This is a genomic window from Flavobacterium franklandianum (genome assembly GCF_007097365.1).
GTDB classification, from domain to species: domain Bacteria; phylum Bacteroidota; class Bacteroidia; order Flavobacteriales; family Flavobacteriaceae; genus Flavobacterium; species Flavobacterium franklandianum.
This window is the reverse complement of the sequence record NZ_VJZR01000004.1, coordinates 266,237-286,975: the sequence shown is the minus strand read 5'-3', so window position 1 is coordinate 286,975 and position 20,739 is coordinate 266,237. Positions and strand designations below refer to the sequence as shown.

12 protein-coding genes are annotated in these 20,739 nt (G+C 36.3%); 1 reads left to right on the top strand and 11 read right to left on the bottom strand.

All coding sequences use genetic code 11. The features are described from left to right. Positions 1-74: 74 nt before the first annotated feature. The 11 genes from FNW17_RS07460 to FNW17_RS07410 all read right to left on the bottom strand — a co-directional run bounded on the left by FNW17_RS07460 (position 75) and on the right by FNW17_RS07410 (position 11,493). Positions 75-308 (bottom strand): MoaD/ThiS family protein, encoded by a 234-nt coding sequence (locus FNW17_RS07460; RefSeq protein WP_143390199.1) that lies wholly within the window; start codon positions 306-308, stop codon positions 75-77. A gap of 1 nt (position 309) precedes the next feature. Further along, complete coding sequence (locus tag FNW17_RS07455) at positions 310-897, bottom strand: molybdenum cofactor guanylyltransferase (RefSeq protein WP_144071313.1); 588 nt, start codon at positions 895-897, stop codon at positions 310-312. A 2-nt stretch (positions 898-899) separates the two neighbouring features. Next, positions 900-1,631 carry a sulfite exporter TauE/SafE family protein gene (locus tag FNW17_RS07450; protein ID WP_144071312.1) on the bottom strand — a complete coding sequence of 244 codons (732 nt, stop codon included), beginning with the start codon at positions 1,629-1,631 and terminating at the stop codon, positions 900-902. Between the two features lie 4 nt (positions 1,632-1,635). Beyond that, positions 1,636-1,968 carry a winged helix-turn-helix domain-containing protein gene (locus tag FNW17_RS07445; RefSeq protein WP_235892949.1) on the bottom strand — a complete coding sequence of 111 codons (333 nt, stop codon included), beginning with the start codon at positions 1,966-1,968 and terminating at the stop codon, positions 1,636-1,638. A 222-nt stretch (positions 1,969-2,190) separates the two neighbouring features. Then, positions 2,191-3,366 (bottom strand): molybdopterin molybdotransferase MoeA, encoded by a 1,176-nt coding sequence (locus FNW17_RS07440; protein ID WP_143390202.1) that lies wholly within the window; start codon positions 3,364-3,366, stop codon positions 2,191-2,193. 56 nt (positions 3,367-3,422) lie between these two features. After that, on the bottom strand, positions 3,423-4,403 hold the full coding sequence (moaA, locus tag FNW17_RS07435; protein WP_144071311.1) for a GTP 3',8-cyclase MoaA: 981 nt from the start codon (positions 4,401-4,403) through the stop codon (positions 3,423-3,425). A gap of 298 nt (positions 4,404-4,701) precedes the next feature. Continuing rightward, positions 4,702-5,187: a DsrE/DsrF/DrsH-like family protein gene (locus FNW17_RS07430; protein ID WP_143390204.1), complete on the bottom strand. Its 486-nt coding sequence runs from the start codon at positions 5,185-5,187 to the stop codon at positions 4,702-4,704. An 11-nt stretch (positions 5,188-5,198) separates the two neighbouring features. Then, on the bottom strand, positions 5,199-5,507 hold the full coding sequence (locus FNW17_RS07425) for a TusE/DsrC/DsvC family sulfur relay protein (RefSeq protein ID WP_143390205.1): 309 nt from the start codon (positions 5,505-5,507) through the stop codon (positions 5,199-5,201). A gap of 30 nt (positions 5,508-5,537) precedes the next feature. Next, positions 5,538-6,773, bottom strand: a complete 1,236-nt coding sequence (sqr, locus tag FNW17_RS07420) for a type III sulfide quinone reductase, selenoprotein subtype (RefSeq protein WP_144071310.1) — start codon at positions 6,771-6,773, stop codon at positions 5,538-5,540. A gap of 344 nt (positions 6,774-7,117) precedes the next feature. After that, positions 7,118-8,839 (bottom strand): sodium:solute symporter family transporter, encoded by a 1,722-nt coding sequence (locus FNW17_RS07415; RefSeq protein WP_143390207.1) that lies wholly within the window; start codon positions 8,837-8,839, stop codon positions 7,118-7,120. Between the two features lie 122 nt (positions 8,840-8,961). Further along, the gene (locus FNW17_RS07410) at positions 8,962-11,493 is read right to left on the bottom strand and encodes a PIG-L family deacetylase (RefSeq protein WP_144071309.1); all 2,532 of its coding nucleotides are present in this window, start codon (positions 11,491-11,493) and stop codon (positions 8,962-8,964) included. 191 nt (positions 11,494-11,684) lie between these two features. On the opposite strand from FNW17_RS07410, the gene FNW17_RS07405 reads away from it, so the two are divergent. Further along, complete coding sequence (locus tag FNW17_RS07405; RefSeq protein ID WP_144071308.1) at positions 11,685-20,738, top strand: PKD-like domain-containing protein; 9,054 nt, start codon at positions 11,685-11,687, stop codon at positions 20,736-20,738. The last annotated feature ends 1 nt before the right edge of the window (position 20,739 follow it).

Genomic DNA, 20,739 nt, shown 5'->3' with positions numbered 1-20,739 from the left:
TTATTTCAATCATTAAGAAAATTAAGTTTTTTGCTGAATGAACCTTAAATTACTTAATGGTTCATAAGAACATTTTATCCGCCTGAAAATGGGGGAAGCAAAGCTATTGTATCATTCTCGTTAAATATTATATTGTCCTGAATTACTTTTCTATTTACAGCAATAGAAAAACTTGTTGTGGACAATGCAGGGAATTGTGTTTCCAAGTTATTTATCAACTCATTGGTATCTTTTATCCCAGCCATTTTCCACGCTGATTTGCCTGTTATTTCGGCAATTATTCCAAACGCCAGTAAGTTTATGTCCATTTTAAATTAGTTTAGATACGTTGTTAAAATCCTCCTTTGTATTGATGTTTTTGAAAAAGGTTGCTGCAAAAATTTCGTTATTTTCAACTGGAATCGTCTTCAATCTAAAGTGCAAAACCATGTCTTGTAATTTAACCTTTTCTTGCCCGATGAGTTGCAACCAAATCTCCTCACACTCTTTAGAATATATTCCAAACAAGGGTTCTATTTTTCCTTGATTTTCCAATAAAACAATTTGGTTTTCCTGAGCATTTTTTAAAATAAATTCAATCGCTGCTGCAGTCACAAAAGGCATATCGCAACTCACCATAAAATTCAATTGACAATCCGAATGATTTAAAGCGGTGTAAATTCCACCTGCAGGTCCAATCGCTTTTATCAAATCGGGAATCACTTCCAATCCAAATTTTTCGTATTCGAGATTATTAGAAACGATAACTATTTTGTCAAAAATGGGTTGCATTTGCTCCATTACATATTGAATCATTGGTTTTCCTTCAAAGAGAAGCAAACCTTTGTCAGTGCCCATTCTTGAGCTTTTGCCACCTGCCAAAATATAAGCATTTATGTGTTTTATTTTAGTATCCATTATCAGGTAAAAATTAATTTTATGGAAGCTATAATCAAGACGATGGCTAATAATTTATTCAAAAAATCACTTTTAAATTTATTAGCTCCAAAATAAGATCCTGCAATTCCGCCAATTAATGCAAGAACAATCATCCATCCCATTTCTGTTTTAAATTCAAACCCTTTGGTAAAAAGCCCTGCAAATCCAGCAATTGAATTTACAAAAATGAATAAAGACGAAACTGCGGCAGTTTTTTTCATATCTGCCCAATGCATCAGTAAAATAATTGGAGTCAAAATAATGCCACCACCTATTCCTATCATTCCTGAAAATAATCCGATGATTGCCCCTATTAAAAGCGCGAGGAAGACGTTTTGCCTTAGATCGAATGTTGCAGTTTTGAATTTAATTCCCAACAATTTTACCACCGAAAACAGCAAAAGTACCGCTAGAATTTTTTTATACAAACCAACATCAACTGTAATCATTCCACCGATAAATGCCGCTGGAAAAGAAGCAAGTGCAAATGGCCAAAACAAATTCCATTTAAAAAATCCGCCACGATAATATTGAATAAAAGCAATTAATGAAACAAAAATATTCAGCAATAAAGCCGTTGATCGCATTGTCTCGGGGGCAAATGAAAAAAATGCCATTAACGCCAAATAGCCACTTGCTCCACCGTGACCCACAGAAGAATAAAGAAAAGCGACCAGCACCAGCAACACATAAAATAAAATTTCTTGGTACATACGTTTAAATAGTTTTACAGATTTGCTCTTTAAATTCTTCGAAAGCAGCGTTCAATTTGATGTAACAAGCTATCAGTTCCTCACCTTCTTTTGTAACAATAGTACCACCTCCGCTGGAACCGCCCGTGTTTTTTATAACCAGAGGAGCATCTGAAATAGTGTTCATTTTTTTTATCATTTCCCAAGCGTGCCGATAGGAAATTTTCATTTCGATTGCAGCCGCTTTGATAGAACCCGTTTCTTTGATTTTTTCGAGCAATTCTTTTTTTCCCATTCCCATCAAATGGCCTTTGCTATTTTCAATCGAAAGATGTCCTTTGATTATTAAATTTTTCATTTTTTTTAGTTTAAAAAAGCATAACTATTCAGCCTATCAATAATTTTCTATTGCCTTCAGCTTTAGCTGGAGGAATAGGTAATCAATGTAACATTGGCTTTAGCCAAAAACAATACTATTTTGGCTAAAGCCATATTAATCATCTAAATTTTATTCTCCAGCTAAAGCTTGAGGCTATTAATGTTTTGAAAAGAGGCAACAAAATATTATGACAAAAAAGCTTTACAAAATCATTCTAACATTTACCAAATCCCCTTTTTTGAAAATCTCTTTCTCTTCATCAAATTCAATCAGGCAATCCGCCACAGCAAAAGAATTGAGCTTATAACTTTCTTGATTGTTCAAAACAGTCACCGCTTTTTCACCCATTTTTCCTTTCAGAAAAAAGGTTAAACCAGCATTCTTATTAAAATCGTCTGCCAATGGAAATGCCATTTTCTTGAAATATTCTTTCTGTGTAAAACTGCTAATTACCTGAGCCACATATTCATAAAAACAGCTCATTACCGCCGCTGGATTTCCAGGCAAAGCAAATACCAAGGTTTGGTTGTGACGCCCAAAATAAAAGGGTTTTCCTGGTTTTTGTTTGATTTTGTGAAATATTTTTTGAACCCCACATTTTTCTAATGAATCGGGAACTAAATCATAATCACCCACCGAAACTCCACCCGTAAGAATCAGAATATCGGAACTCAATTGATTGGAAATGGCTTTTTCAATTTCTTCTTCGACATCATCGACCACTTCGACGGAAACTGGATTTATTCCTAATTGGTGGAGTGCTGCAATCAGACCAATGGAATTGGATTCGAAAATTTTTCCTTCTGAGATTTCGTCATTTGCAGCAGCAAGTTCTTTGCCCGTTACAATAATACTCACAGTTGGTTTCGAAAAAACATTCACTTTACTGATACCAATTCCTGCTAAAAAAGAAATCGCAACTGGTGTCAACAACTGTCTTTCTTGCAACGCCATTTCTCCTTTTTGTGTCTGAGAACCTTGAGGACGAACATTCGTACCTTTGACCAAAAAAGGATCCAGAATTTGAATCGTATTTCCGTCTTTACTAATTTTTTCCTGCATTACAACAGTATCTGTACCCGGAGGAATTGGAGCTCCAGTATATATCCTTACAACTTCATTCGATTGTACTATTTTGTTTGAATAATTACCCGTTTGAATTTCGCCAATGACCGTTAAATCACTTTTTTTGTCCCAATTTTCAAAGGAAAAAGCATATCCATCCATTGCCGATTGGTGGAACGGTGGCGTGTCTATTACGGCATAAATAGGCTCCGCCAAAATGCTTCCGTTGGCTTCAAGCAAGGTCAAGGTTTCTACTCTCAATGTACAGCAATTCTCTTCGATTAGCTTTTTGGCTTCTTTTACATTTATCATTTTTATATTTATTTTCGATATGCCAAAAAAGGAATAACGGTATTCAAAAAAAAGGGTTATCCTCCAATGTTTATCATGCTTCTGTTGGCGATTTTTGTAGCATCAATTTTTTTATAATCGCCTTGAAATTGTCCGCCCAATGCTTCTTCTTTGCTTGCCACACATTGTTTTATAATTGGAACAATATCTTCTGAATTTCGTAAAGCGGTCAAAATATCGGCTTCGCCTTTTGAAAATAAACAATTCTTCATTTTACCATCGGCGGTTAATCGCATTCGGTTACAATTGCTGCAAAACGGAGCGCTCATTGTGCTGATAACTGCAAAAGTACCTTCGTGACCCAAGGGTTTGAATTTTTTGGCAGTTTCATTCAAACCATCTTTCATTCGGATGAAACTGTATTTTGTTGCCGCAACATCCATAATTTCCTGATAACTAAATACTTTCTGAGTGTTCCATTGGTTTTTATCAAAAGGCATAAACTCAATAAATCTGATGTGAACGGGCTGTTCTTTTGTCCATTGGATAAAATCGAGAATTTCAGAATCATTAAAATCACGCATTACAACTGTATTAATTTTAACATGAAATCCTTCGTCTATAAGTTGCTGAATGTTATCCCAAACTTTATCAAAAACATTGCGCTTGGTAATGGTAAAAAACTGGTCTTTATCTAATGTATCAAGACTGACATTGATCGATTTTATTCCTGCTTTTTTAAAAACATCAATAAACTCATTGGTTCGGAGGCCATTTGTTGTTAAAGTAAGTTCAACAGGATATTTGGAAAGTGCTAATATAATTTTTTCAGCATCTTTTCTGACCAAAGGTTCTCCTCCGGTAAGGCGTATTTTTTTGACCCCCAATTTCACAAATTCTTGGGCTATAGTATCAATTTCATCGACCGTCATCAAACGAGAAGAAGGCATAAAAGAAGTATTTTCGTCTGGAATGCAATACTGACATCTAAAATTGCAAACATCGGTAAGCGAGATCCGAAGATAATCGTGTGCTCTTCCAAAATTATCTTTCAACATAATTTATTATTTTTTGTGTATTTTTCAGTCAATTTATGATTAAAACTAGTTGAGTCTATTTAATTTTATTTCAAAATTAGGCATTCTTTTTAAAATCAGTAGGCGTTTTTATAATTTTTCAAACATATTCAATTTATCCTAAAAAAAAAGCACAAATAAGTAATATTTACTTCTGTTTTTGCAATTTCGATAAAAAAACCAGATAGAAATTTTTAACTTTATGGTTAAAAAGATTGTAAACCAAAAAAGGCAATAACTTTTGTATAGCCATTGCCTTTTAACCAATATTCAATATAAACTAGATAAATATAATCTGGGTTCCTTGACCCTCAGCTCGACCATAAAAATCTCCAACCGTCAGAATATCTTCTACATCATCTATTAAATCCTCTCTTTTCAAATCGAACATTTCCATGGCTAGTTTACAAGCCCATATTTTCACACCCGATGCGACCATTATTTCTAAAAATTCACCTACGGGTGGAATGTCTAATTTTTCCATTTTAGATTTCATCATTTTGGTAGCTAAGGCTTCCATTCCTGGCAAACCTCCTATCATTGTTGGCATATGCATGGCTGGATTACCAACGGTAGCTACATGCAAATGGTCTAATTTATTTTTTTGAATAGCCTCTAATCCAAAAAAAGTAAAAAATATTTCAGATTCTATGCCTTCCATTCTTGCGCCATTGGCCATTATAAAGCAAGCATAAACACTTTCTAAAGTAGCTTTAGAACAAATAAATAATACTTTTTTTACGGGAAATTTACTTTTATCTTCCATGATTAATTAATTTAAATACAGCTTTTAGGTTTTGGAATTCCAGCCATTTTGCTTGCTATTTTTAATGGCCCCTTAGGAAACAATTCATAAAATTGTTTAATGTCAACAACACCACTTTTTCCAATACTTCTTATAGACAACGCCACTTCTTTTCGTTGTTGGTCTTGTAAATAAGAGAGTACTTCAAAATGTTTGGCCGTAAGTTCCACTCCTTCTTCTTTAGCAATTTCCATCGCAATTGCTGCATTCCATTGGGATAAATCTGTCAAATAACCCTCTTTATCTACACCAACAGTTTTTCCTGCATATACTTTTTCCATCTTTTATTTATTTTATATTAAACATTATTTTTAGTTAAAATTTTTTCCTGATTTGCTCATTTTTGGAGTAATAAAAGGCAATTTTCTTGCTGGTAATAGCATATTCCAATAAATCCATCTAAAAGCTAATTTACCCCAATGATTCAAACGGGATTCCGTAAGCAAATTCAAAGGACCAATTCCTGCAAATGGAAATTTCCCTTTAACGGGTTCGAATTCGTAATTAAAATCTATCAAGAGCGCTTTTCCGTGACCAGTTTCAATAAAACAATTGGCGTGACCATCAAAATCAGGTTTTAATTCCTTACCTTTTATATAAAGTAGAATGTTTTCAGTCAATATTTCAGCTTGAAAGTGAGCCACAGAACCTGCTTTGGACGCAGGAACATCAGTACAGTCGCCCAATGCAAAAATGTTTTCCTTCACTTTGGTTTGCAACGTATTTTTATCTGTTGGAACATAATTTAATTCGTTTCCGATTCCAGAACGAGCCATTAATTCATCACCCATATTGGTTGGGATAGTAACCAATAAATCAAAAGGGACTTCCTCTCCCCCATAATCTACAATTTTTCCATTGGCTCCATCGATGTGTTCAACGGCAAAATCAGGTACAATTTTGATGTTTTTATCGTTTAATAAATAGGTTAATGCTGTAGTACATTTTTCTTTTGTAAATGCTCCAGAAAGTGGTGTAACATAAGTAATGTCCACTTTATCACGCATTCCCTTTTTTATAAAGAATGAATCGGCAAGAAAAGCAAATTCTAGCGGAGCAACAGGACATTTAATAGGCATTTCGGTAATATGAACTACTAGTTTTCCGCCTTTCCAAAGTCTTAATTTGTCTCGCAGTGCCAATGCCCCTTCATAAGTATAAAAGTCAAAAATCGATTTGTACCAATACTCTCCTAACATTCCCGCGACTTCTCCGGGAGCAGTCTTTGTTCCTGTGGCTAGGATTAAAATATTGTATTTAAATTTTTTGCCGTCATCTAATACAACAGTATCTGAATCTTTGTCTATAACGTCAATTTTTTCTCGAATCAGTTTCACTCCTTTTGGAATGAATTCGTCAATAGACTTTTTTACATCTTCGGGTTTATAAGTATCAAATGGTAAAAACAAAAATCCCGGTTGATAATAATGGGGCTTGCATTGGTCAATAATCGTTATTTCCCAGTCCGATTTGCTTAATTTTTTTCTCAGGTGACTTGCCATCATAGTTCCAGCGGTTCCTGCTCCAAGTATCACTAACTTTTTCATAAATAAATATTTTAAACTTAACAGCTATGACCTATTTATTAAAATCATAACTATTTATAGCTATTTAACAGGTTAAAGATAGCTAGCAAAAATAATTTCGAAAGTAACAAATGTTACAAAACTCTCTATTTTTGAAAATAATAATTATAATTTTATTAAAAATAGTTACTAAGATAACTTTTACAAAAGAGGATGTTTTTGTCTTGTTTAAAATTGATTCATTTGTAAGAAAAATGAAGTGTCGAAGTATTGAAGTTAATTGTACCTGAAGTTGGTAATTTTTAAAACAAAAAAAACTGCCTTAAAAGACAGTTTAATTATTTTTAAATTCCAAAAAAAATAATTTAAGCAATACTCACTTTTTCCTTTCTAAAAAGCGCCTGCATAATAATTGACAATACAATTGTTAACATTGCACCAATGAAATTGAGCCATAAATACCCTAATTTTTCTTCGCCACTTGGATAAATATATATGGCAAAATAGTAAATAATAAATATGGTAATTTGGCTAATTACAGCACTATAAAAAATAGCCTTGGCGTGAACAAATTTGATGTAAAAACCAACGAGGAAAATCCCCAAAACCGTTCCGTAGAAAATGGAACCCACAATGTTCACCAATTGAATCAAATTTTCAAAAAGAGTTCCAATGCTGGCAAAAAGGATGGCAATTATTCCCCAAAACAAGGTGAAAAATTTAGTAACATTAACATAATGTTTTTCGCTTTTTTCTTCTTTAATATTTCTCTTATATATATCGATCGCCGTGGTCGAAGCGAGTGCATTTAATCCGGAAGCCGTTGATGACATTGCCGCAGAAATAATCACTGCAAGTAGTAAACCTATTAACCCTTTGGGCAAATAATTCAGAATAAAATGAAAGAAAACATAGTCTTTATCATTGGTTTCACTGCGGTCATCTGCCTTTTGAATAAGGTCTTTGGCGTGATCTCTCAAATCTTTTTCTTTACTCGATAGAGCAACTAATTCTTTTCGGAGTATTGGATTGTCATAATCTTGATTGAGCTGGTCTATATACAATAAGTTAATCACTTTCTTATCTTCTGAAAGTGCTTCCAATTTTTTTTCTAATACATGGTATTCATTTTTATATTTGGATTTCTCAATAATGATTTTATTATTGGGGTTAAAATTTAAAGGAACGGGATTGAATTGGAAAAACACAAAAACCATCACTCCAGTAAGCAAAATAAAGAATTGCATGGGTACTTTTAGCAATCCATTCATAATCAAACCCATTTGACTTTCACGAACAGATTTTCCAGATAAATAACGTCCCACCTGTGATTGATCGGTACCAAAATAAGCCAATGCTAAGAAAAAACCTCCCGTTATTCCGCTCCAAAACGTATATTTCTCCTCTGGATTAAACGAAAAATCAACGATATTCATTTTGTCATTTGCCCCTGCAATATGCAAAGCACTAGTAAAAGTCATATCATTGGGCAAATAATTTAAAATCAAGAAAAACGTGATAAACATTCCCGACATAATGACAAACATTTGCTGTTTTTGGGTCACATTTACAGCTTTTGTTCCTCCTGAAAAAGTATAAATTATTACAAGAACACCTATTGCAATATTCATTGCCGTTAAATTCCAACCCAACAAAGCCGACAAAATTATTGCGGGTGCATAAATTGTCAATCCAGTTCCTAAACCTCTTTGAACCAAAAAAAGAATCGCGGCAAGAGAACGCGTTTTTAAATCGAAACGTTTTTCGAGGTATTCATAAGCGGTAAAAACCTTGTATTTGTGGTACAATGGTATAAAAGTCACGCAAATAACTACCATTGCAATGGGCAAACCAAAATAGAATTGTAAAAATCCCATTCCGTCGTGATAGGCCTGACCCGGTGTCGAAAGAAAAGTAATCGCGCTGGCTTGAGTCGCCATAACCGATAGTCCTACAGTGTACCAAGGCGTTTCGTTACTGCCCAAAATATACTCTTCTACATTTTTACTTCCCTTCGTTTTCCATACGCCGTAAATCACTATAAAAAGTAAGGTTACAACAAGAACAATCCAATCAAATAGTTGCATAGGCTAAGAATATAATTTCATTAATAAACAAAAAATCAAAATATAAAAAGCATTCGCTACCAGAACCCAAGTGTAGCTTTTTTTCCAAACTTTATTTTTTTTCGTTTCCATAATTTGAGTAGTTAAGGTTTCACTTTTTCAGCAGGAATAGTCACAGGATTTTGCAAAGAAATGATATTGGCTAACAATTTATAAGCTCCAGAAATTCCTTCGGGTAATTCTCTAAAGAGACTTAAACCAGTGTAAATATAGTATCCTTTTCCGTAGGGAGCGATTAACAAGGCTCCATTTTTAGGTGTTTCCCCTTTATCGTTCGATGATAAAATGGGTGTAAACGCTTTGTCAAAAGTATTGGGATAATACAATCCTTGTTCTTGTTTCCAACCTTGAAAATCTTTGGCAGTAATTTTATTTGGCGAATTTAAAACGGGATGATTAGGCGCTAAAAAACGAACTTCAGCGTTTTCCTCCGTAACTCTGTCACGGGATATTTTCATTGGAAATGGAGCAATATTTTCGGTTACCAAATCATTTGGTGTATTGTATTGTACGAGCATTGTTTTTCCTCCTTTTACAAAATCAAAAAGGAAATTTTGCTTGTTTGCCAATGCTTGCAACGTATTATAAGCGCGAATTCCTGTTATGACCATATCAAAATTAGCCATTTTTTCAGGTGAAATTTCTTCGGGATTGAGCAGAGTTACTTTGTACCCCATTTGCATCAGACTATTGGGAACTTCATCGCCGGCTCCCATAATATACCCAATTCTTTGGTTATTCGTTTTCAAATCCAATCGGATGAACTTGGATTCCGAGGGTTTCAAGACTTGTTGTTTGGTTATATGGTCAAAATCAATGGTAATTTGCTCCTTGTCATAGCGCTTTCCGTCAATAATAGCAACACTTTGGGCTATAGCTTCTTCTTGTGAATTGGGTGGTGTCACCTCAAAATAAAGGGTTTGTTCTAGACCTTTTTTATCTAAATTAAAAGGAATAGATTTGGGTTGAACAATCCAACTATTAGGCAATTCCAATTGTAAATCACCTTTTACAGCCTCTTTTCCGGCCTTGATTTTCACCCCAATATATTTCTTTTTGTTGTCTTTGAAAAGAGAAACTTTATCAAGAATACTTGTCGTTACTTCGGGAACAACATCCAAATAATTATACATTTCGCCCTTAACATCGTCATTGTATTTATAAACTACAATTCTTTCAAAGGGAATTTCGATTTCTTTAATATTAATATTGAAAACCACTTTCGCTTCCCGAATTACATCAGGAATTCCTATGTTTTTCTGGTCGGGAACTGTGTACATTCCTTCGGTTCCTTTGTCTTTAAGCCAATACGGTTGTGTGAATTCGATAGTAGAAGGCAGCTGTAAATCGATAGAACTATTTTGTAAAATATTATTTTTAAGCACTACATTTTGAATGGTATTTTTTTGATCCGGCAAAGTGGTGACACTTAACAATTGCATTTCGATTGGGCTTCTATTAATCGCTTCGAGTTTCAATTTAATAAGACTCCCTGGAGTTGCTTCCTGATTTTGCGCTACAGCTTCAAGATACAATCCTGCGCAAGCGGCAATGACATTTTTTATTTCTTCAGATTTCAGGGTTTTCCAATGATTGTCGTCCAAAGATTGTATCATAGAATAGGCTTTCACCAAATCCGGAATACTTGCAGAAGGATTGATAAAATCAAATTCTGCAGCAATTTTTGAAAGCATTTCGCCAATGGGTTTTCCGCCATTTACTCGATTCCAAGTGGTATCAATACCATCAAAAACATTTGCTTTATCTTTCGGTAATTCTCCGTTTATCAATTCTAAATATTCGGTTTCTTCTCCCCTATTTCCGGTGCTTCCGAAGCCTTGCGACTGATGGCAACTGCGACTCAAGGCAGCGATTTCCTGATTTGATTTCCCTGTAGCGGTGTAATAAACACCCGTTTGCATTGAAATAAAATTGGTTTTATCGGCTGCATCAAATTTTGCTTGACTTCCGTAAAACCACCAAGAAGGATTAAAAAACTGGCGTTTAGTTTGCCAAGGTTTTACTAAACTCAATTGCTCAGGAAAAACCTTTGGATCATTAGTTTTATTAAAACTTTCGGCACTCAAAATAGCAGATGCAGAATGATGGCCGTGGGTGTTTCCTGATGTTCGATGGTCAAAACGGTTGATAATAATATCCGGTTGAAATTTTCGAATGGCAAAAACAATATCCGATAGAACCTTCTCTTTGTCCCAAATTTGAACTGTTTCCTCAGCATTTTTGGAATAGCCAAAATCATTGGCACGGGTAAATAATTGTTCACTACCATCAATTTTTCGAGCTTCAATCAATTCTTGAGTTCTGATAACCCCTAATAATTCTCGAAGTTGTGGGCCAATTAAATTTTGTCCGCCATCGCCACGAGTTAAGGATAAATAAGCAGTTCTTGCTTTAGTTTCATTAGAGAAATAGGAAATTAATCGAGTATTTTCGTCATCGGGATGCGCTGCAATATAAAGCACTGAACCCAAGAAACTCAATTTCTGAATTTGATTGTAAATTGCTACCGAATTTGGTTTATGGGGTTGTTGTGCATTAATAATTGAAGAGAAAAGAAGGAAAATTATAAAATATGAAGTTAAAGCTTTCTGCATTTTTCTGTAGTTTGTTTTGCTATAAGTCCAAATGTAGTAATTTATTGAATTTCTAAATAGTATTTTATATTTTCTTTGGGAAAATGAAATGATTAACAATAAACCCAATAATAAAAATAATTCAAAATGAGGAAAACCGTAAGGAATCGATTTTTATTATTTGTAAGTTTGGAGTTTTATATTAAACACCTATGAAGAAGCTTTATAAGATTCTGTTTTTATTGGTTTTAGCGCATTTTAGTTGTTTTTTGAATGCTAAAAACAATAGTGGAGACATTAATTTGCTATTACCAACGGCTACTATTTCTGGGACAGCGACAGTATGCCAAAATGCAACGGCTCCACAAATCACTTTTTCAGGTTCGGGAGGAACTGCTCCATATACTTTTGTTTATAAAATAGGAACGGGTGCAAATATTAATATTGTTTCGACAGGTGATATTGCTAAAGTTAATGTACCAACAACTACTGCTGGAGTTTATGTTTATACATTAGTAAGTGTTACAGATTCATCAGGAACGCAAACCCAAACTGGTAGTGCAACGGTTACGGTAAATTCTTTGCCAACAATCACAGGAAGTTTAAATACTTGTATTGGTTCAACTTCAAACTTGAATGGCTCTGGAACGGCAAATTCGTGGGTTTCTTCAAATACCTCTGTTGCAACTGTTGACAACACAGGATTAGTAAAAGGGATTACCGAAGGCACATCCAATATTACCTATAAAGATAGTAACGGATGTGAAAAAACAATCCTATTTAAAGTCAACCCACTTCCTATTATTGATTTTTCAACAAATGCAACCGCTTCTACCTGTTCAGGAAGCCCAATTCAATTTACATCAAATATCACAATAGGTACAGCTCCTTATACTTATGCTTGGGATTTTGGAGATGGAACAACTTCAACAATTGCGAATCCAATCCATTCACTAACCTCTTTGGGATGTGGAACTGGCAGTATTACAGTAAAATTGACTGTTACAGATTCTAATGGTTGTACTTCTTCTCAGGTGAGTCATACACTAACAGTCAATCAAAAACCTGATATTAATTTTCAAGATACAAATCCTAGTGCTACACCATCAACTCAATTTAATAATTGTGCTACAGCATCAATTTCAAATACTTCTTATACAATAACTGTTGGCAATCTTTCTGTTACACCGTGTATTACTTCTTATTCTATAAACTGGGGAGATGGCTCAACCGAAAATAATGTTAGTTTTCCCAAATCACATACTTATCCACAATTAGGTGTATATAATATGGTAATTAGTGCTTCAGGTAATGGATGTAGTAATTCTAAAACATATATTGTAAAAAACGTATCAAATCCATCTGGAGGGATTCTTAACCCAGGCGGATCTAAAGATATGTGTATTCCTAGTCCTACTATTCAATATACTATTGGAAATTGGGCTTTAAACTCTCCAGGAACAACTTATGCTATAGATTATGGAGATGGTTCTGCTATATTAAATTTGAATCAGGACGATATGATAAAAACTACATATTATAAACCTTTAAACCCTATATCTTCCGAAAATTATCCAGTACCTTATTCTTATAAAACAAACAGTTGCCCAAATAAAAATTTCATCATAAAGTTGACGGTATCAAATGCTTGCGATTCTACTGAAGGCACAGTTGATGGAGGGAATACAATATCTACTGCAAAACCAAATTTCACAGCTCCTTCATCAGCCTGTAGTACAACAAATGTTTTATTTACCAATACTTCTATTTTAGGCTATTCTGCTAATTGCGCTAGAGATACGAAATTTACTTGGGACTTTGGAGACCCGGCAAGTGGAGCTTCAAACACCATTAATTCTGGATTTGTAACAACTACTCCAAATGTTAATCATATCTTTTCTGGACCAGGTATCTACACAGTTACAATGACAGCTAATACAGGAGGGAGTTGTAGTATTTCATCACCAAAAAATCAACAAATCTGCATAGAAGCCCCACTAGTTCCAAATTTCACCTTGAACAACAGCTCTGGTTGCTCACCGCAAGCTATTACCGCAACGAATACCACTGTTACGACCAATTCTTGTTCTCCACCCACTTATGTTTGGAATGTTACCTATGTTCCTGCTTATTGCGGAACAAGTATTGCAACAATTCCAAATCAAACCACAACAAACGCATCGTATAATTTTACAGAACCCGGAACTTACACCATTACACTTACGGCAACTAATTCTTGTGGAAGTTTCCCCTCTTCGCAAATCGTTACGATAAAGAAACCGCCAACGGTAACCCTAAATCCGATTGCATCTCTTTGTCAAATTTTGCCCAGTACCACCATTAGTCCAACGGCAGTTGTTACAAATTGCGGAACACAATCGCCTCTGACTTATGAATGGAGTTTCCCTGGTGGAACACCACCAACATCAACAGCTATCAATCCATCCGTAAGTTATAGTGCCTCTGGAACTATCTCTTATTCATTAAAAGTTACCAATGAATGTGGCCCTACTACTGTAAATGGTTCGTTTATAATCAAACCCACACCACAGGTAAATGATGTCCTGAGTCAACAAAAATGTAAAGGTCAGTTGTCTAATCTCATAACTTTTGTAGGGTCTGAATCTGGTACAATTTTTAGTTGGAAAAATTCAAATATAAGTATCGGGCTTCCTGCCACAGGTTCTGGCAACATTAATCCATTTACACTTACAAATACAGGAACTACTATTTTAACAGCAACTATAGAAGTAATACCTTCTCTAAATGGTTGTTCTGGAACTCCAAAAACATTTACTATTACCGTAAATCCAGAAGCAACTGTAAATGCTGTAAGTAACTTATCGTTATGCCATAATGCTATACAAAATGGGATAGCTTTTGCAAGTGCAACTGCAGGAACTACTTTTTCGTGGAACAACGACAATCCTTCCATTGGATTGGCTGCAAGCGGAACAGGTAATATCCCAATTTTTACAGCAATAAATACTGGGAATTCTCCTGTTGTGGCTACCGTAACGGTTACCCCATCAAATGCATTGGGCTGCAATGGAGTTCCAAAAACATTTTCTATCACTGTCAATCCTACGCCAAGTGCTGTGGTAGTGACCAATAAAGATTATTGTAATGAAGTGATAACAACTCCCATTATCTTCAGTAATACAGTTGTGGGAACTACTTATTTGTGGACAAATTCAAATTCTGCTATTGGTTTAGCCCTTAACGGAACGGGGAATATACCAGCATTTACACCAAAAAACACAACTACAGCACCGATTACGGCAACAATAAGTGTCACTCCAACAGCCAATGGATGTCCAGGAGCAACCCAAACTTTTATGATTACTGTAAACCCAACTCCAGTAGTAAGCTTTTCACCTATTAATCAAACCATTTGTTCTGGAGATACTTCGACTGTAGTTACCTTAAGCAGTGTTGCGGGAGCTACTTTTAATTGGACAGCCGTTCAGCCCGCTGGAATATCTGGAGTTGTAACAAGTGGAAATAATAATACAATCCCTGCCCAAACTTTAACAAATAGCACCAATTCCAACATCGTTGTAACCTACAATGCTACGGCAACATTGGCCAGTGGTACTACTTGTTCAGGAGCAGTATTTCCTTATACCATAACCGTAAAACCGAAACCATTTATTGCCGCAAATATGACTGCAACTAGTTGTAGTGGTGTCTTATTTACAGTTACACCAACGAATGGTTCTGGAAATTTGATCCCTACAGGAACTACTTATTCTTGGAGTAATCCTACAGTAACGGGAGGTTTGACCAATGGAAATACAGGTTTAGATCAAACCACTATATCTGGCACTTTGACCAATCCAACCAATGTTGTTCAAACAGCAACTTACACTGTTACCCCATCATTCAATGGTTGTTCTGGTTCGCCATTTGATGTGGTTGTATCGGTAAATCCAAAACCCGATGTCAATGCAACTACAAACGTTGTTCTTTGTGCTGGAGAAACAAGTTCACAAATCGATTTTACTGGATCTATTTTGGGCACCACTTATACTTGGTCGTCTAGTATTACAAGCATAGGAGTTGCAGCTTCTGGAGCCAATTCAATTCCAAGCTTTACTGCTATAAATTCAGGAACGACACCCGTGATTGCTACAATTACTGTAACACCATCGGCTAATAGTTGTCCCGGTTCATCCAAAACATTTACCATCACCGTCAATCCAAAACCAACGATAAACACGATATCTAATCTCGTCAGATGCAATGGTGTTGCGAGTAGTATTATAACATTTACCGGAAGCGTTACCGGAACTACTTTTGATTGGACAAATGATACTACTTCAATAGGTCTAGCAGCAACAGGAAGTGGAAACATACCCAGTTTTACTACAACCAATATTGGAACATCGCCAATAATAGCGAACATAACCGTTACGCCAAAAGCAAATGGTTGTATTGGAACACCCACAAATTTTACGATCACCGTTAATCCATCACCAACAGTGGATGTCCTTTCGAATCAAACGGTTTGCAACGGACAATCTACTAGCGCTATTGTATTTTCGGGAGCAATTCCAAATACAATTTATAACTGGACTAACACTAATTCGACCATTGGATTAGGAGCCAATGGTGTAGGCGATATTCCAGCATTTACAGCTATCAATAATGGAAACAGTCCTATTGTTGCCACTATCACAGTAACTCCAAATTTGAATGGTTGCTCAGGATTATCAAAAACGCTTACCATCACGATAAACCCATCACCATCTGTCAGCTTTACACCAACAAATCAAACTTTATGTTCCGGTTCATCCTCTAATTTAGTTACTTTAAGTAGTACAGCTACAGGAGCAACTTTTGCTTGGACAGCAGTGCAAACAGCAGGAATTTCAGGAGTTATTGCGAGTGGCACCAATACAATTCCAGTTCAAACATTAATCAATACGACCAATCTTCCCATCGTGGTTACCTATTTGGCAACAGCCGAATCGAATAGTGGCGTTAGCTGTCAAGGAATTACATATCCTTATACGATAACGGTTAATCCAGTTCCATCAATTACCACTGCCCAGTTGCAAACTATTTGTTCCAACACCTCTTTTTCGATAATTCCTTTGGACGGAGGTGGAAATATCGTCCCGACAGGAACCACTTATTCTTGGGGAATTCCAGTGGTTACAGGAGGAGTTTTGGGTGGTGCAGCATTAACAAACCAAACTACAATTAAAGGAACACTAACTAATCCAACCGATTCGGTTCAAAGTGCCACCTATACCGTTACCCCTAAATCAGGAAGTTGTACAGGAAATACATTTACCGTCGTTGTTACTGTCAATCCATCACCAAAAGTTGTTTTTTCGGGAGCCAATCAAACACTATGTTCTGGTAGCAACAGTTTGCCAATTTCATTATCAAGTCTAACTACTGGAAATGTTACTTTCAAATGGATAGCAACTATTCCTTCGGGAATTACGGGTGCAGCTGCTTCGGGAACGGACACCATTTTAGCGCAAACATTAACCAATACTACCACTAGCCCACTTACAATAATTTATACTGCGACTGCTACTTTCGATAATAATGGTGTTTCGTGTACGGGTCAGCCTTTCGATTATAAAATAACGGTGAATCCAGCCATTATAACTTCCAGTATTTTATCGAATTATAGTGGTTTTAATGTGAGTTCTGTTGGAGCCAATGATGGTTCCATTAATGTTACAGTAACAGGCGGATCGGGTATTTACAATTATTTGTGGTCAGGACCGAATAGTTTTTCGGCTACGAGCCAAGGTATTGCAAATGTTCCTGCCGGAAATTATTCGCTCACTATCAATGATGGACTTTGTAGTCCAATAGTATTAGATTTTACTTTGACTTCGCCTTTACCGTTGATTATCCAAGAGGATTTGGTAGCACACAGTGATATTAAATGTTTTGGTTATTCGACTGGAGTTATTAAAGTGGATATTACCCAGCAATCTGTTGGTCCTTATGATTATGTACTGACCTTGCAAGGAGGAGGAATGATAAGTACTATGACTGATTCAGCTGCTACAAATCATACTTTTACAGCCTTAGCAGCAGGCACTTATGACATCAAAGTTACGGATGCCAATGGGAGTGTTAAGACGCTACTTGGAATAATTATTACACAGCCAAGTGGCATAACGGCAACTATATCATCTCAAACGAATGTGAGTTGTGCTGGTGATGCAACGGGATCGGCAACGGTAACAGCAACTGGTGGAATTGGAACTTTAACCTATTCTTGGAATACCATTCCCGTTCAAACCACGGCCACAGCCACAGGATTGAAAGCAGGAACTTATACTGTCACCATTACCGATGCCAATACTTGTTCGATACAAAAACAAGCTATAATTACGGAACCAAACGCGATTGTGACATCAATTGCTTCTCAAACGAATGTATTGTGTTTTGGAAATAATACGGGTTCGGCTACAGTTTTTGTTAGTGGAGGCACAGGAATTTTAAGCTATTCTTGGGATACCGTTCCTGTTCAAACAACAGCCACTGCTACTGGATTAGTAGCCGGTACTTTTACTTTAACCGTAACCGATGCGAATGGGTGTTCCAAAGTGCAACAAGTAATTATTACGCAACCTTCAGGAGGATTGAGCTCGACCATTTCCAATTCGACAAATGTGAGTTGTTTTGGCGGAAATAACGGAAGTGCCACTGTAACAGTAATCGGAGGAACAGCGCCTTACTCCTATTCTTGGAATACGGTTCCGGTTCAAACATCGGCAACAGCCACAGGATTAAAAGCGGGTAATTATAGTGTTTTGATTTCTGATCTAAATGGTTGTAGCACCTCGACAGCTGTTACTATCACCGAACCTATTGGGATGACGGCAAGCATTACGGCGCAAACGAATGTTTTTTGTTCTGGAAACAGTACTGGTTCGGCAACAGTCACTGCAAATGGAGGAACATTTCCTTATACTTATTCTTGGAACACAACACCTGTTCAAACTTCGGATGTTGCCGTAAATTTACCCACAGGAACTTATACTGTTACTATTACAGATGCCAAAGGTTGTTCTACCACAACCCAAGCCACCATAACAGAACCCAATGGAATTGTCACTTCAATAGCTTCTCAAACCAATGTAGATTGTTTTGGAAATAGCACCGGAGCTGTAACTATTTTAGCCAGTGGTGGAGCGGGAACTTTGAATTATTCTTGGGATACAATACCAGTACAAACCACGCCATCATTAACAGGATTGATTACAGGAACGTATCATTTGACGGTAACCGATTCTAATAATTGTACCAAAGTTCAAACAGTAACCATCACACAACCCGCCGAAATTATCATCACCACCGATTTAGAAAAAGATATTTCGTGTTTTAATGCTGCCAATGGCGAAATTAAAATCACAGTAGCTGGCGGCACTTTAAATTATAAAATCGCTTGGACAAAAAATGGAATTCCGTATGCCACCACCGAAGATTTATCTAATTTAAGTCCCGGAACTTATGTAGTTTCTGTTTCTGACGCCAATAATTGTGGTCCCAAAACGGCGACTTTTACCATAACCGAGCCTCCTATTTTGGCGGTAACTTTGGGAAGTAAAACCAACATTTTTTGTTTTGGAGATTCAACGGGAATGATAAACGTAAATGTTGTTGGAGGAACTGCTCCTTATACTTTTGCTTGGACAGGGGCAAATGGTTTCACTAGTTCCAATCAAAACTTAACGAATCTTTTTGCCGGAACTTATACTTTAATCGTTACTGATAATTTGGGTTGTGTCAAAAACTTGTCTGTAATCCTAACACAAAATTCAGAAATAAAAATAACTGCAACCACGACTCCTATTGTTTGTTATGGCGACAATAATGCATCCATAAACCTTGTAGTTACTGGTGGTGTTTCGCCTTATCAAATTACTTGGAGCAATTTGGGAACTGGCACTTCTCAAAGCAATCTTTCGGCTGGTGACTACACCATTACCGTTACCGATGCCTTGAATTGTACCAAAACAGTAACCGTCAACATTCCCGAAGCTCCCATTTTTACTGTTAATCCAGTGGTAAAAAACATCAGTTGTTTTGGAGCGAATAATGGCAGTATAACGCTCAATTTTGTTGGAGGAATTGCACCTGTAACCTTGACTTGGAGTGATGGAGCTGTAACAGGAACGACTCGAAATAATCTAAAACCAGGTTCTTACACTGTAACCATTGTTGATAGCAAGCCTTGTACAATTACCCGAACTTTTATCATTCTCGAACCGCAACAATTAGTACTTTCAGCCAATTTGACTAATGCTTTGGACTGTAATAATGCCAATACCGGAGCCATCAATCTCCTCGTTTCTGGTGGTTCTGCTCCTTTTACTTATGCTTGGTCAAACGGAGCAACAACCGAGGATTTAGTCAACATTCCCGCAGGAAATTATTTGGTTACTGTAACCGATGTCAACGGTTGTTCCAAACAAGCGCAATACAGCATCAATCGTCCACCACCTATTGTGACTGGAGTGGTTACCAAAACAGATTTTGACTGTGATACTAAATCCGTAAAACAAACTTTTGTAGCTCAAGTTTCGGGTGGAGTTCCGCCTTATCAATTGGTTTGGTCCAGCGGAACGGTTAGCGGTGCCAATAATGAAATGATGAATACTACCCAAAACGGAACGGTGATTCTGACTGCTACCGATGCCATTGGATGTAAATCGAATTATACTTTTACTGTTGCAATTCCAACGCTTGGATCTCCTTCTTTTACTGTTAGTTCTTATGCCTATTCGACCTATGGTACTTATTCCATCAATGATCCCATACAGTTTACCAATACGGCAACTGGCGATTACATCGGTGTGGTTTGGGATTTTGGTGATGGAACTTTTTCTACAGAACTCAATCCGATGCATACTTTTGTGAATCCAAAAGACTATGTAGTGACACAAACGGTCACTTATCCTTTTGGATGCGTTTATATTCAAAAAATTACTCTAATTGTTGGAAAAGGCTATGTATTGGTCGTTCCCAATGCTTTCACTCCCAACAATGATACCCTGAATGATACTTTTAGACCGGTAACCAAGGCTTTGAAAAACGTCAGAATGGACATTTACGATACTTGGGGTTCGATGATTTATTCCGAATCAGGAGATGTTTTGCGAGGTTGGGACGGGAAAATAAAAGACATCAATGCTGAAAATGGTAATTACTATTGTAAAGTGAGCGGAGAAACCTTTTATGGCACTGTTGTCAATGACAATCACCCTTTTGTATTAATAAAATAAG